Consider the following 15072-nt stretch of genomic DNA (forward strand, 5'->3'; position numbering starts at 1 on the left):
CAGTTACTATTGATTTAATTAATTTCCACTTTCTTTTTAACCAACCAAAAAAAACACTATTCAAAAATGAAAAAATTAGGAATTCTTTTAATAATTGCTTTCATCACGTTTTCTTGTGCTAAGGAAGAAAAAGCGCTTAGCAATGCCGAATTATTTGCAAAAATAGACACTGAAATTAAAGCAAATTCTCAAGCATATAAAGATTTAAAAGTAGCTTCAGAAACTATTGGTCACCGACTTACAGGGTCTGAAAATGGTGCTAAAGCAGAAACTTTTGCTTATAACAAGTTTAAGGAATATGGTTTTGACGATGTCGTATATCAACCTTTCGCAGTAGAAGCGTGGTCACGTGGTGATGTGTCATTAGAAATTGACGGAAACGACACTAAGGTTGTGACGTTAGGACATTCTCCTGTTGAAGCTAAAGTTACTGGAAACATTGTCGATATGGGAAATGGATTAGAAGCTGATTACGCAGCAAATCCTGATGCTGTTAAAGGCAAAATAGCCTTAATGTACATTGGAATTCTTCCTGATAGTGGAGAAGGACTAACCAATCTTCATCGAAGTGAGAAATCTGCCATCGCTATAAAATATGGTGCCATAGGTATTATCATCATTAATCAAGTAGATAATGGTGTTTTGCTTACTGGAACAGCATCAGTAACTGGTGCCTTATTACCTATTCCTGCTATGTGTATTGGTAAAGAAGATGGTATGGCATTAAAAGAAAAACTAAAAACATCTTCATCAACAGCAACTATTAGTATGACTAATAACAGTAGTATGATAAATGCTAGAAATGTGGTAGCAACGATTAAAGGAAGTGAGATTCCTGAAGAAGAAATTGTTATTGGAGGTCATTTAGATTCTTGGGACTTAGCAACAGGAGCGATAGATAATGGTATTGGCTCGTTTGCAGTCATTGATATTGCTCGCGCATTTCAAGCTAATAACTTAAAGCCAAAACGCACAGTAAAATTCGTGATGTTTATGGGCGAAGAACAAGGGTTATTTGGTTCTCGTCACATGGTTGCTGAAGCTGTAAAAGAAGGTAGTATTGACAAAATCAAATATATGATGAATCTTGACATGGCAGGAAATCCTGTTGGGATGAATGCTGGCGGACAATTAAACGATGAAAAATTCTTTACCGAACTAGGAGCTACCATACAGCAACAAGACAGTATTTTTAAAAATAGTTTTTCAAACAGGTCTGGACTGCATAGCGATCACCAACCGTTTATGTTAGAAGGTGTGCCAATTCTTTCGGTTCATAGCAATTTAGACCGTTCCATTTATGGATGTTATCATTCCGATTGTGATGATTTCGACTTAGTAAACGAAGAGCACATTACAAACACAGCGCGTTTTGGAACGATGATACTTTATGGACTTGCTAATGCTGAAACATTGCCAGCCACAAAAATGGACAGCGAAACCACAAAAGAGTTTATGATTAAAAATAACCTAAAGGAAAAATTAATAATTGGTGGTGATTGGAAGTGGGAGGAATAACTCTTTTCTTTTTATTCTCGTTGTTTCTGAAATTCAGGATACAAGGCTTTAAGTTCTGTTTCAGACATTGAAATCATATTTACATCTAAAGTAATTTTTGAAAGAGGCTCATCAATCGAGTCTCTTTCTACATTAACAATAGTGTCAACAACATCCATTCCTTTAATAACTTTACCAAAAATCATATAGTCTCCATCCAAACGATGCAAGCCTTCTTTGTTATGAACAATATAAAACTGGCAACGTGCAGATAGTTTTTCGGCGTTACCATCACGTCCAGCTCCAAAAGCTCCATAAGTATGTGTCAAAGAATCTACAAATTCTGGTTCTAGTAAATATTCAGGGTCGTTAAATCCTTCTGGTGTGTCTGGACACCCTCCTTGCGCTACAAAATTTGGAATCACTCTGTTAAAAGATAAAGTGTCCCAATAACCATTGTTTGCTAACTCAATAAAACTAGCTTTATGGTTAGGCGTTTCATCATACAACCAAACTAATATCTCACCTTTAGGTGTTTTTATTTGACCAATGTCATACGTTTTTTCAGTCGCACAAGAAACTATTAGGAAAACTATAAATAGTGTTGTTATTTTTTTCATTTTGGTAAGTTTAAGTCTAAAAATAGCAAATAAATGCTTCATAATGTTAAAAACATGATTTTTTCATAAGCAGTATTTGACCGTTTATGAAGTTTTAATTACTTTCATCACTTCTTAAAACAACCAACCAAAATGAAAAATTTCAAACTATTTCTAATCCTAAATCTTGCATTCATTCTTTCTATTAATGCGCAAGAATCTATTGTAAAAAATGTACCCTTCACCAATATTGGACCAACAATCATGAGTGGTCGTATTGTTGACTTTGATGTAAATCCTAATAATCCAATCGAGTTTTACGCAGCTTATGCATCAGGAGGATTGTGGTACACCAATAATAATGGCACTTCGTTTACGCCAGTTGCCGACAATGCACCAACGCAAAATATGGGAGATATTGCTGTAGATTGGAACAGTGGTACTATTTGGATAGGCACAGGAGAAAGTAATTCTTCGCGTTCATCCTATTCTGGAATTGGTATTTTAAAAAGTACTGATAAAGGTAAAACATGGACGAATGTTGGCTTACCAAATTCACAACATATTGGTAGAATAGTAATTAACCCAAATAATCCTGATGACGTTACAGTAGCTGCAGTCGGTAATTTATATACCCCAAGTTCAGATAGAGGTATTTACAAAACTACTGATGGTGGAAAAACTTGGAAAAATGTATTGTTTATAAACGATGGTACAGGAGCAATCGACTTAAGTGTATCTCCAACAAATCCTAATGTCTTGTTTGCTGCTATGTGGGAACGCGAAAGAAAAGCATGGGACTTTGATGGTGATGGTGAAAATTCAGGCATTTATAAAAGTACAGATGGAGGAAACACCTGGACAAATATGACACCTGAAGGTAGTGGTTTCCCAACAGGAACTGGTGTTGGTCGTATAGGTGTATCAGTATTTAACGACAATGTTATTTATGCTCTTTTAGATAATCAATTTAGACGTCCTGCAGGAGAACCTAGAACGTCTCAAGGGTTACAAAAAGACGATTTTAAGACCATGAGTAATGCCGATTTTTTAAAATTAGATGATAAAAGTTTAAATGGTTATTTACGTAATAATCGTTTCCCAAGTAAATACAGTGCTAAAAGCGTAAAAGCATCAGTAAGAGATGGGAAAGTAAAACCTGGTGATTTAGCATTATACTTAGAAAATGCTAATGCAGCATTATTTAATTCGCCAGTTATTGGTGCCGAAGTTTATAAATCTACAAATGGCGGAAAAACTTGGAAAAAAACACACGATGGTTATATAGATGGCATGTATAGCTCTTATGGATATTATTTTGGTGTGATTGCTGTTCATCCTTCAAATGAAAATAAGATTTATATGTTAGGTGTTCCTTTATTAAAATCTGATGATGGCGGAAAAACGTTCACTCGTATTGGGAAAGAAAATGTACATAGTGACCATCAAGCGATTTGGTTAAACCCTAAAAAAGAAGGACACATTATTAACGGAAATGATGGTGGTGTAAATATTACCTATGATGATGGTGACAACTGGACAAAAAACAATTCAACATCTGTTGGTCAATTCTATTATATAAATGTCGATAACCAAAAACCATATAATGTTTATGGCGGTTTGCAAGATAATGGTGTATGGTTTGGACCAAGTAATTATAGAGCTTCCAAAGGTTGGGAAGGTGGAGGCAGATACCCTTACCGAAGAATTGGTGGTGGCGATGGTATGCAAGTACAAATAGATAGTAGAGATAATAACATAGTTTATTCTGGATCGCAATTTGGGTTTTATTCAAGACAAAATCTAGAAACTGGAGAACGTATTAGCATCAATCCTAAGCACGAATTAGGAGATTCTCCTTACAGATATAATTGGCAAACACCTATTTTATTATCGCCTCATAATCAAGATATTTTGTACATGGGCTCTAATAAGTTATTACGCTCTATGAATCAAGGTGAAACGTTTAGTGTTATTTCGGATGATTTAACCACAGGCGGTAAAAAAGGCAACGTCCCTTACGGAACACTTACCGCTATTTCTGAAAGTCCTTTCCAATTCGGAATGATTTACACAGGAAGTGACGACGGTTATATTAACTTAACCACCAATGGAGGTAGTTCTTGGACGAGAGTGTCTGATAATTTACCTCAAGGACTCTGGGTGTCTAGAGTGATTGCCTCACAACACAAACAAGAACGTGTGTATGCAACGCTTAATGGTTATAGAAATGACGACTTTAAAGTCTATGCATATGTAAGTGAGGATATGGGAAAAACGTGGAAATCTATTACTAACGGTATTTCCAATTCGCCAGTTAATGTGATTAAAGAAGATACTAAAGATGAGAATATTTTATACCTAGGAACAGACAACGGTGTATATGCTTCTTTTGATAGAGGTAATAGTTGGCACGAATTTACAAATGGATTAACCAAAGCTGCAGTGCACGATTTAGTGGTGCATCCAGAAGCAAATGATTTAGTAGTAGGTACTCACGGACGCTCTATTTACAAAGCTGATATTTCAGACTTACAAAAATACAGTACTATTGGTACAAAGGCCATTACCGTTTTTAAACCCTCTCCTGTGCAAATGCCTAGATTTAGAGGAAGATCGTTCGAGCCTTCAGTAACAATATCATTTTATTCTAAAGCAAAAGCCACTCAAGGAATTAACATTTTATCTAAGGGAGGTGCATTGCTAAACTCCATAAAAGTAAACGCAGATAAAGGCTTTAACTATGCGAATTATGATTTAACCATGTCTAGTGGAGGCAGAAAAGACTTAATGAAAGAAGATAGCAAACTAAACATTCCAAAAGCTCAAAACGGTAAATACTATTTACCAAAAGGCACTTATACTATAGAAATTGGTAGCCAAAAAACTACTTTAGAAATAAAGTAAAAATTTTAAAACTTATTAAAAAGCTCTATGACGATCGTCATAGAGCTTTTTTTGTGGTTTATTAATAGTATAACAACGCTAATTTGGTCTTTCAAAAGTTACCTTGGCATTTTGAGATTTTTGTTTTTTATATAAACGCTGTTGTTGTTTTACGGTCATAGTACTATTATCGTGACTCCATCCTGGAGGCCCAAATACATACATTAACTTGTGTGCTAATTTTGAGGTTTTTTTGGTATCGTTCCAAATATCTTTGAATTCATGAGTCAGTATAACCATAGGGTTATACGATTGAGGAGCATGAATAACCCCATATTTTATATCTATGTTATCATCCAATTCTTTCCAAGTGCCAAAAAGTTTGTCAAAAATATTGAGAAAGCCACCATGGTTTTTATCTAAATATTCCACATTCTGGGCATGGTGAACTTGATGCATAGTATGTGTGTTAAATATCTTTTCTATAATTCCCATTTTAGGAATATACACTGAGTGCAATTGAAATTGCCATAAAGCTTCAATACCTAAACAAACAACAACCATTTCGGGAGGGAATCCAACAGCTGGCATCCACATATAAAAAAGAGGTTTATATAAAATTGTAAACCATCCATTTCTAATAGCTGTGCCTAAATTGAAATTATTAGATGAATGATGCACAATATGTGCAGCCCAGAGAATACGTATTTCATGATTTGCTCTATGAAACCAATAGTATGTAAAATCATCTGCTATTTGGCAAAAAAACCAGATGTACCAAACATATCCAAAGGACTCGTAACCAAAAATATTGGTGCGCACGCCATTTTCCACCACATTAAATAGGTCATAGGTAAAATTAAAGATAACAATAGCTGAAATAACTTTAATTAGTGGCGCAATAATAACTGAGCCTATTCCCATTACACCGCTAGCCATGAGGTCTTTCCACTCATAAAGATTATCATGTCCATGTGTTTTGCTATAGGTTAACTCTAATAAAATAAAAGCAATAAAGCTAGGTACTCCGTAAACCAAGGGGTTGGTAAAATCCATAAAGTGATTTAAAATTTTGTTAAAGGTATTAATATTAAGAACGTAAAATGTAGTATAAGTGTTTTAACTGTTCTTATTATTTAAAAATCTTTCTAAAACATACTATTACTTTTTAACAACTCTTGACACTTCTTTTGCACTTTTTTAACATTACTTCTTTTAAATCAAGGTAGTTTTACAAATAAATAAATTCTTACAAAATAAAATTCACTCTTTTTTGTTTTGGAATGGTATTTGTTGCAAAAAGGCTATTTAACTAACTAAACCATCAATCAATGTCAAAATCATCTTTAGCACTAATTTTAGTGTGTGTATTCTTTTCTTTTCAATCCTATTCTCAAGAAACAATACAAGACACTCAAACGGAAGATCTTAAAATATATTTAGATTGTAGATTTTGTGATAATAATTTTTTAAAACAAAACCTAGGTAACGTACAGTTTGTACGTGATCAAGCTCAAGGTGATGTCCATTTGTTTTTTCTTGCCCAAGGCACTGGTAGTGGTGGTAGACGTTACGATGTTGACTTTATTGGAAAAAACAGCTTTGAGGCTATTAACTATAAGCTATCGTTTACGACCGATTCTAATATGACAGGTGACGATGTTAGAAAACGCATTCTTGAGTACATCAAACTTGGTTTAGTACGTTTTTGGATAGAAAAAGGCACTTTAGAAGGTGTTTCGGTGTCAGCTCCAACTCCTGAAATAGAAGAAGAGTTGAAAAAAGTAGAAGTAAAAGACCCATGGAATTCTTGGTTTTTTAGACTTGGTGCTAATGGCTGGTTTAATGGTCAAGAAACAAATAATTCAAGTAATATAAATTTTAATATGTCGGCAAGACGAGTTACAGAAAAGAACAAGTTCTTTATGCGTGTTGGCTTTAATGAAAGTAAATCTACATTTACATACGATGGAGATGACATTGTATCTATAAATAACGGTAAATCTTTGTATGTTAATGATGTATTAAGCATAAACGACCATTGGTCTTATGGTTTTTTTGGAGGGCTAGGAACATCTACTTTTGGCAATTATGCTTTATACTGGAATTTTAAACCAGCACTTGAATACAATTTTTTTAAATACGACGAATCAGCAAACAAACAACTGGTTTTAAGTTATAGCAACGGTATTAGGTATAACGATTATATGGTGAGAACAGTATTCCTTAAAGATTCTGAATATCTATGGGAACATTCTCTTTCATTTGGTGGTAGTGTAAGGCAAGAATGGGGTGATGTAAATGGAGAAGTGTCTTTTGACCAATATTTACATGACACCACACTAAATGCCCTAAATTTCAATCTTAGAACAAATATAAGATTGTTCAAAGGCTTTAATTTTAATATTGGTGGTGGTTATAGCATTACTAGAAATCAAATTAACATCTCTTCTGGAGGTGCATCGCTTGAAGATATTCTATTGCGTCAACAACAATTGCAATCAGGTTATAATTACTTCTTTAATGTTGGAATAAGTTACTCATTTGGATCTATCTATAATACTATTGTCAACCCAAGGTTTAATTTTTAAATTAAAACCATTCTAAATAGTAAAAACATGACAAATGTTTTTGCTAGAACCTCTGCCCTGAAGTATTTTTGTGTCAACTTATAAACTACTATACATTATGAGTGGATTTTTTAAATCTTCGATTGGAAGAAAAGTAGCTATGGCTTTGTCTGCTTTCTTCTTAATGTTTTTCTTAATAATACATTTAGCTGTTAATATCACTTCACTTTTCAGTGTTGAACTTTTTAACCAATTATCTCACTTCATGGGAACCAATCCATTAATACAATTGGCTTTGCAGCCTGTTTTAATTTTTGGTGTTGTTTTTCATTTTGTAATGGGATTTGTTTTAGAAATTAAAAACAAAAATGCACGTCAAATTAGCTATGCTAAAAACAATGGTGCTGCAAATTCTACTTGGATAAGTAGAAACATGATTTACAGTGGGCTTGTTATTTTAGCCTTTTTAGTATTACACTTTATAGATTTCTGGTTTCCAGAAATGAAAGTGAAATATATTGAAGGAGACATGACAGGAATGATTGCTGGAACACAAGAGTTTAGATACTTTGATGAGCTACAACACAAGTTTCTAGAACCTTGGAGAGTAGGCGCTTATGTATTAGCATTTGTATTTTTAGCATTGCACCTATTACATGGTTTTACTTCAGCATTCCAATCAATGGGTTCTACTGCTGGACGCAAAAAAGCTTTACAAACCTTTGGGAAAATATATGCTTATGCAATTCCACTAGGATTTATAATCATCGCTGTTTGGCATCATTTTAATCACCTATAACATTTTATAACTATGAGTGTTTTAAATTCAAAAGTACCTAAGGGATCCATTAAAGATAAGTGGACAACTTATAAAGATAAAATAGATTTAGTTAATCCCGCCAACAAGCGCCATATAGATGTTATTGTTGTTGGAACTGGATTAGCAGGAGGTTCAGCTGCGGCAACATTGGCAGAATTAGGCTACAACGTTAAGGCTTTTTGCTATCAAGATTCGCCAAGACGTGCGCACTCTATTGCTGCACAAGGAGGAATTAACGCTGCGAAAAACTATCAAGGTGATGGTGATTCAACCTACAGGTTATTTTATGATACTGTAAAAGGTGGTGATTATCGTTCACGTGAAGCCAACGTATATCGTTTGGCGGAAGTATCGGCGAACATCATTGATCAATGTGTGGCTCAAGGTGTTCCTTTTGCTCGCGACTATGGAGGATTGTTAGATAACCGTTCTTTTGGAGGTGTGTTAGTTTCTAGAACGTTTTATGCCAAAGGACAAACAGGACAACAGTTATTGCTTGGAGCTTATTCGGCAATGAACCGTCAAATTGCACGTGGAAAAATTCAAATGTACAACCGTCACGAAATGTTAGACGTTGTAAAAGTTGATGGCAAAGCTAGAGGAATTATTGCACGTGATTTAATTACTGGAAAGATAGAAAGACATTCGGCTCATGCCGTTGTAATTGCTTCTGGAGGATATGGAAATGTGTATTTCCTATCTACCAACGCAATGGGGAGTAATGCTACAGCCGCATGGAAAATACATAAAAAAGGAGCGTTTTTTGCAAACCCTTGTTACACACAAATTCATCCAACTTGTATACCGCGTTCGGGAGATTATCAGTCAAAATTAACATTGATGTCTGAGTCACTTCGTAACGATGGGCGTATTTGGGTGCCAAAAAATATGGATGATGTCATAGCAATTCGTGAGGGTCGTAAAAAACCTACCGAGTTATCTGAAGACGAAAGAGATTACTATTTAGAGCGTCGTTATCCAGCATTTGGAAACTTAGTACCTCGTGATGTAGCGTCTCGTGCTGCAAAAGAACGTTGTGATGCTGGTTATGGTGTGAATGCAACAGGAGAAGCTGTATATTTAGATTTCGCAGCAGCTATAGAGCGTTATGGAAAAGAGCAAGCAAAAATTCATAATATACAGAACCCTTCAAAAGAAAAAATTACTGAGTTAGGAGAAGCTATTGTTGAAGCTAAATATGGGAACTTATTCCAAATGTATGAGAAAATTGTAGATCAAAATCCATACAAAACACCAATGATGATTTATCCTGCTGTACATTATACAATGGGTGGTGTTTGGGTAGATTACAATTTAATGACAACCATTCCTGGTTGCTATTGTATTGGTGAAGCTAACTTTTCAGACCATGGCGCCAATAGATTAGGTGCATCAGCATTAATGCAAGGATTGGCTGATGGTTATTTTGTATTACCATATACAATTGGCGATTATCTTTCGGATGATATTAGAACAGGTCCAATTCCTACAGACACAAAAGAATTTGATGACGTAGAAAAAGAAGTAAATGATAGAATTAACTTCTTTATGAACAATAAAGGCACAAAATCTGTAGATTATTTCCATAAGAAATTAGGGAAAATAATGTGGGATAAGGCAGGTATGTCAAGGAATGCACAAGGATTAAAAGAAGCGATGGCAGAAATAAAAGCCATTCGTGAAGAGTTTTGGAAAGATGTAAAAGTTCCTGGTAGTGCAAATGAAATGAATCCAGAATTAGAAAAAGCTGGTCGTGTTGCCGATTTCCTTGAGTTAGGTGAATTATTTGCAAAAGATGCTTTAATGCGTGAGGAGTCTTGTGGAGGACATTTTAGAGAAGAATCTGCTGAAGAAGATGGACCTCAAAAAGGAGAAGCAAAACGTGATGATAAAAACTTTGCCTTTGTTGCTGCTTGGGAACATAAAGGAGAGCCTGCTAATGCAGTGCTTCATAAAGAAGAATTAGAGTTTAAAGACATCGAATTAAAACAACGTTCATACAAATAAGAAAGATTATGAATTTAACATTAAAGATCTGGAGACAAAAAGACTCAAATACAAAGGGTCAAATGGTCGATTATAAGGTAAATGATATTTCAGAACATATGTCTTTCTTGGAAATGATGGATGTTTTGAACGAACAATTAGTAAACTCTGGAGAAGAACCTGTAGCCTTCGATCATGATTGTCGCGAAGGAATTTGCGGAATGTGTTCTTTATATATCAATGGTGAAGCACATGGTCCAGACAGGGCTATTACAACGTGCCAGTTACACATGCGTATGTTTAAAGATGGTGATACTATTACTATTGAGCCATGGAGAGCAAAAGCATTTCCAGTGATAAAAGATTTAGTTGTTGATAGAACTGCTTTTGAGCGCATTCAACAAGCTGGAGGTTATATTTCTGTAAACACATCTGGAAACACACAAGACGCAAATGCCATTCCTATTTCAAAACATGCAGCCGATGAGGCCATGGACGCAGCCGCTTGTATTGGTTGCGGTGCTTGTGTAGCCACTTGCAAAAACTCTTCGGCAATGTTATTTGTTGGTGCAAAAGTGAGTCAATATGCTTTATTACCTCAAGGACAAATAGAGGCTGCCGACCGAGTTAGAAACATGGTAGAGCAAATGGATGCGGAAGGTTTTGGAAACTGTACCAATACTGGAGCATGCGAAGTTGAGTGCCCTAAAGGGATTTCTTTAGATACTATTGCTCGTATGAATCGAGAACTAATGAAAGCCAATTTAAAATAGAACAAACAATTTTATATAATTAACAAAAAACCTAAGTTCTCACTTAGGTTTTTTTATTAGCTTTGGTTCCCTAATAAAATAAAAAAATGAAATTTAGACTTTATTCCCTAGCATTACTTGCCTTATTGACGTTTTCTTGTAAAGGCCAAACAAGCGAAGCAACTCAAGAGGTTGAAGTAACAGAAACAATTGAAAAAACAGCCGATTTATTTGACGCTGACGCACTTTTAGAACGTGTTAGATATTTATCATTAGATTCTCTAGAAGGCAGGCAAACTGGCACAAAAGGCAATTTAATTGCGAGAGAATATGTTATTAATCAATTTAAAAAATACGGTATTGCTCCTTTGTTGGAAGATTATACACAGCCTTTTAGTTTTGAAGGTCGTCGTGATAAAAAAACCTATGAAGGTGCTAACGTGTTAGGTGTTATTAAAGGCACAGAACATACCGAAAAATATATTGTAATATCTGCACATTACGACCATGTTGGTGTGAGAGATGGAAAAGTGTATAATGGCGCTGATGACGATGCTTCAGGGACCAGTGCTATAATTGCCATGGCTGAATATTTTAAAAACAATCCACCAAAACACTCAGTAGTTATTGCTGCTTTTGATGCCGAAGAAATGGGATTACAGGGTGCTAGTCACTTTGTAAAAGCCAACACATTACCTAAAGAGCAAATTGCCATGAATGTGAATTTAGACATGGTAGGTCGTAACGATAATAACGAGTTGTATGTTGTTGGAACCAATTTATACACACAATTACAACCAGCCATTGAAGGCTTGGAATTACCTGAAGATTTTAAACTTTCGGTAGGTCATGATGGGTTAGATGGCAAACAAAGTTGGGTGTTCTCATCAGACCATGGACCGTTTCACAGAGCAGAAATCCCATTTTTATATTTTGGTGTAGAAGACCATAAAGATTACCACAAACCAACCGATGATTTTGAAAATATCCAGCCAGAATTTTACGCAAAAGCAGTGACTGCTGTGATTGCTGTGTTTGAGAAGTTGGATGAGATGAAGTTTGAATAGACTAAATGAAATAATAGACAGAATTACTGAGTTTGGGACAAATCCTAATGTTACTTCAGAAAATAAAGAACTTGAAATCACTAAGCTTCTTGTAGATTTGTATTCAGAATATTTAGGCTTGAGTGATATAGAGTTAGATGACAAAGATTATGATGATGAACCAAGTTTTCCTTACAAAAAAATAAGAGCAAACGTAGTAGCAAATTTCCCTAGTTTTGGTTGGTATCATGAAGTTTGGGAAAGTCATAAAATAATTCCTGATGCAGATTTAGTTACTGGAGATGCTATTGATGATTTAACCGATATTATAATAGACATGCTAGCTGTAAAATGGAGAATCGTGAATACTAGTATAAATGATGCTTTATGGCATTTTAGTTTTTCCATGAAGATTCATTCAGAACAACATCTTGTTAATTTCTTAAAATATCTGAAAGATAAAAAAGGGTAATAATTTTTCGTTTCTTTATACTATAAAACCGCCTCATGAACAACCCATTACAATTTTATAATTCACAAATAGCCTTATACCAAGACCAAATCGCTGCTTTAAAAAAGAAGCTCTTGGTGTTGAGTCTATCCAGAGTGGTTATTTACCTCGCTGGTGTTATGGGAATTTACATTTGCTTTCATAATATTCCTGTGGCTGTGGTTATTGCTATTGTTGCGATTGGGCTGTTTTTATTTTTTGTGTCAAAACACACAGATGCCAAAGCGCAACGCGATTTATTCAAAGCCTTATTAAACATTAACAACCAAGAGTTAGAGATAGCTAAAGGTAACTTTCATAAACGGTTTAGCGGTAATCAGTTTCAAAATCCTGAGCACCCTTATAGTTTAGATATTGATTTGTTTGGTCGCGGGTCTTTTTTCCAATACCTCGATAGAACAGCTATAAACGAAGGTACACACGCACTTGCAGAGGTGCTAAAAGCCAACGACATTACTAATATCCCTAATCGTCAAGATGCCATTAAAGAGCTTTCTAAAAAACCTGAATGGCGACAATTATTTACTGCTAAAGCATCCTTAATAGAAACCGAAACACCAACAAATGTTATTATTGATTGGTTAAACAACTACCAACCCTTTGTGCCTAAAATAATGCGTTGGTTACCTTATGTTTTTGGAGCACTTTCAACTGTAATTATTGTTTGTAGCGTGTTACAAATTATTCCATTAGCTTATTTGGCGTATTGGTTAATCTTTGGAATTTTTATCATAGGTTTTGTATTTAAAAAAGTAAATATGTTGTCTATGCATACCTCCAAAATTAAGGATACGTTTAGGCAATATGCTTTGTTATTAGACCAAATAGAAACGGAAACGTTCACCTCAACATTACTTAAAGACAAACAACTTCAAATCGCTTCTGAAAACGAAAAAGCATCAGATATTTTGAAATCGTTTTCAAAAGCATTAGACGCTTTAGACAATAGAAACAATATCTTTTTTATCTTTTTTGGAAATGGATTTTTTCTCTGGGATTTAATTCAAAGCTATAAAATAGAACAATGGATAAAAACGTATGCTCACAAAGTTGAAGATTGGTTTGACGTCGTTGCCTTTTTTGATGCTTATAATTCCTTAAGCAACTTTTCGTTTAATCACACTGAATTTGTATATCCTAAAATTACAGCAAACAACACCGTTATAAACGCCAAAGAGTTAGGGCATCCTTTATTAGATAAAACCAAGCGTATCGCTAGTGACTTAAACATCAATAAAGAACAGTTTTTTATTGTAACAGGTGCTAATATGGCTGGGAAAAGTACTTTTTTACGAACGGTTTCCTTACACATTGTTATGGCGAATGTTGGCTTACCAGTTTGTGCAGCGTCAAGCGAATACACACCAATAAAACTCATCACGAGTATGCGTACTAGCGATTCGTTGACTGATAATAGTTCGTATTTCTTTTCGGAGCTTACACGACTTAAGTTTATTGTAGACACCATAAAAACTGAACCTTATTTTATAGTGTTAGATGAAATTTTAAAAGGTACTAATAGTACCGACAAGGCTCAAGGTTCTAGAAAATTTGTAGAAAAATTAGTGGCTGGAAACGCCACAGGCATTATTGCCACCCACGACCTTAGTTTATGTGAAATTGAAAAAGAATTAGACGACGTAAAGAACTACTATTTTGATGCAGACATCGTAAATGATGAGCTCTATTTTGACTACAAATTAAAGAAAGGTATTTGCCAGAACATGAACGCTAGTTTCCTGTTAAAAAAGATGGAGATTGTTTAATCTATTTCTTTTATAGTTTTCTCAGCTAAGTTTGTCTTTGTGTATTTTGGTATATACGCTCCTTCCAATATCGCTTTAATATCTTGTTCAAGCGTCACTTGTGGTGACTCTACAATTCTATTAACCTCTTTTCCATCTTTATAAAAAATAAACGTAGGTACTTTGATAATATTTAAGCCTTCCTCTTCGCCTGTTGGGCTTTTTTTATAGGCTTCTGGAGTTCTATCTACAGCAATTACTTCAAGTTGGTCTTCAGGGTAACTTGCTGTGTCTAGTATTTTATAAAATCGTGGCACTTCACGTTTGCTATCGCCACACCAAGTGCCTAAAAATAATTTTATGTTATAGTCCTTAAGTGACTCTTTTAAAGTAGTTATTAGCATTTCGTTGGCGATATAATTATCATAATTTTTATCAAACCAATTTTTAAAACTGTTCGATGTTAACCCTTCTCGATTAATTTGTCCAAGTAATTTCTCTTTGCCTTTGTTATCAACAACTAATTGATTGTAGGTTTGAGAGTAACTTATTGAAAGGCAAAAAAGGAGGCTTAAAATTGTAACTGTTCGTTTCATGATGTATAGATTTTAGTATCTCGAAACTAGTAGTAAAACCATGCACAGAAAACTTAGTTGGACA

At 34.7% G+C, this 15072-nt stretch carries 12 protein-coding genes; 9 read left to right on the top strand and 3 right to left on the bottom strand.

Going from position 1 to position 15072, the window contains the following annotated elements:
* Nucleotides 1-66: 66 nt before the first annotated feature.
* The gene (locus tag HB672_RS01695; protein ID WP_167606725.1) at nucleotides 67-1518 is read left to right on the top strand and encodes a M20/M25/M40 family metallo-hydrolase; all 1452 of its coding nucleotides are present in this window, start codon (nucleotides 67-69) and stop codon (nucleotides 1516-1518) included.
* Between the two features lie 11 nt (nucleotides 1519-1529).
* On the opposite strand, the gene HB672_RS01700 is transcribed toward HB672_RS01695, so the two are convergent.
* The gene (locus tag HB672_RS01700) at nucleotides 1530-2117 is read right to left on the bottom strand and encodes a peptidylprolyl isomerase (protein WP_167606728.1); all 588 of its coding nucleotides are present in this window, start codon (nucleotides 2115-2117) and stop codon (nucleotides 1530-1532) included.
* A 132-nt stretch (nucleotides 2118-2249) separates the two neighbouring features.
* Between HB672_RS01700 and HB672_RS01705 the strand changes: the two genes are divergently transcribed.
* Nucleotides 2250-5003: a sialidase family protein gene (locus HB672_RS01705; protein WP_167606731.1), complete on the top strand. Its 2754-nt coding sequence runs from the start codon at nucleotides 2250-2252 to the stop codon at nucleotides 5001-5003.
* Between the two features lie 78 nt (nucleotides 5004-5081).
* Here the strand turns inward: HB672_RS01705 and HB672_RS01710 are convergent, their stop codons facing one another.
* Nucleotides 5082-6038: a sterol desaturase family protein gene (locus HB672_RS01710; protein WP_167606734.1), complete on the bottom strand. Its 957-nt coding sequence runs from the start codon at nucleotides 6036-6038 to the stop codon at nucleotides 5082-5084.
* 275 nt (nucleotides 6039-6313) lie between these two features.
* On the opposite strand from HB672_RS01710, the gene HB672_RS01715 reads away from it, so the two are divergent.
* The 7 genes from HB672_RS01715 (at nucleotide 6314) to HB672_RS01745 (ending at nucleotide 14433) form a co-directional block, all read left to right on the top strand.
* The gene (locus HB672_RS01715; RefSeq protein WP_167606737.1) at nucleotides 6314-7573 is read left to right on the top strand and encodes a hypothetical protein; all 1260 of its coding nucleotides are present in this window, start codon (nucleotides 6314-6316) and stop codon (nucleotides 7571-7573) included.
* A 97-nt stretch (nucleotides 7574-7670) separates the two neighbouring features.
* Nucleotides 7671-8351 (top strand): succinate dehydrogenase cytochrome b subunit, encoded by a 681-nt coding sequence (locus HB672_RS01720; RefSeq protein ID WP_167606740.1) that lies wholly within the window; start codon nucleotides 7671-7673, stop codon nucleotides 8349-8351.
* A gap of 12 nt (nucleotides 8352-8363) precedes the next feature.
* Nucleotides 8364-10379 (top strand): fumarate reductase/succinate dehydrogenase flavoprotein subunit, encoded by a 2016-nt coding sequence (locus tag HB672_RS01725; protein WP_167606744.1) that lies wholly within the window; start codon nucleotides 8364-8366, stop codon nucleotides 10377-10379.
* An 8-nt stretch (nucleotides 10380-10387) separates the two neighbouring features.
* On the top strand, nucleotides 10388-11131 hold the full coding sequence (locus tag HB672_RS01730; RefSeq protein WP_167606747.1) for a succinate dehydrogenase/fumarate reductase iron-sulfur subunit: 744 nt from the start codon (nucleotides 10388-10390) through the stop codon (nucleotides 11129-11131).
* Nucleotides 11132-11217: 86 nt separating this feature from the next.
* Entirely contained in the window at nucleotides 11218-12177 is a 960-nt protein-coding gene (locus tag HB672_RS01735) for a M28 family peptidase (RefSeq protein ID WP_167606750.1), read from the top strand.
* Nucleotides 12170-12628: a DUF5063 domain-containing protein gene (locus HB672_RS01740; RefSeq protein WP_167606753.1), complete on the top strand. Its 459-nt coding sequence runs from the start codon at nucleotides 12170-12172 to the stop codon at nucleotides 12626-12628. Before HB672_RS01735 ends, HB672_RS01740 begins: the two co-directional genes overlap by 8 nt.
* Nucleotides 12629-12663: 35 nt before the next feature.
* The gene (locus HB672_RS01745) at nucleotides 12664-14433 is read left to right on the top strand and encodes a DNA mismatch repair protein MutS (protein WP_167606755.1); all 1770 of its coding nucleotides are present in this window, start codon (nucleotides 12664-12666) and stop codon (nucleotides 14431-14433) included.
* Here HB672_RS01745 and HB672_RS01750 read toward each other — a convergent pair.
* Nucleotides 14430-15008: a thioredoxin family protein gene (locus HB672_RS01750; RefSeq protein ID WP_167606758.1), complete on the bottom strand. Its 579-nt coding sequence runs from the start codon at nucleotides 15006-15008 to the stop codon at nucleotides 14430-14432. The genes HB672_RS01745 and HB672_RS01750 overlap by 4 nt on opposite strands.
* Nucleotides 15009-15072 lie beyond the last annotated feature (64 nt).

The organism is Gaetbulibacter sp. S0825 (genome assembly GCF_011777505.1).
Lineage (GTDB): Bacteria > Bacteroidota > Bacteroidia > Flavobacteriales > Flavobacteriaceae > Pontimicrobium.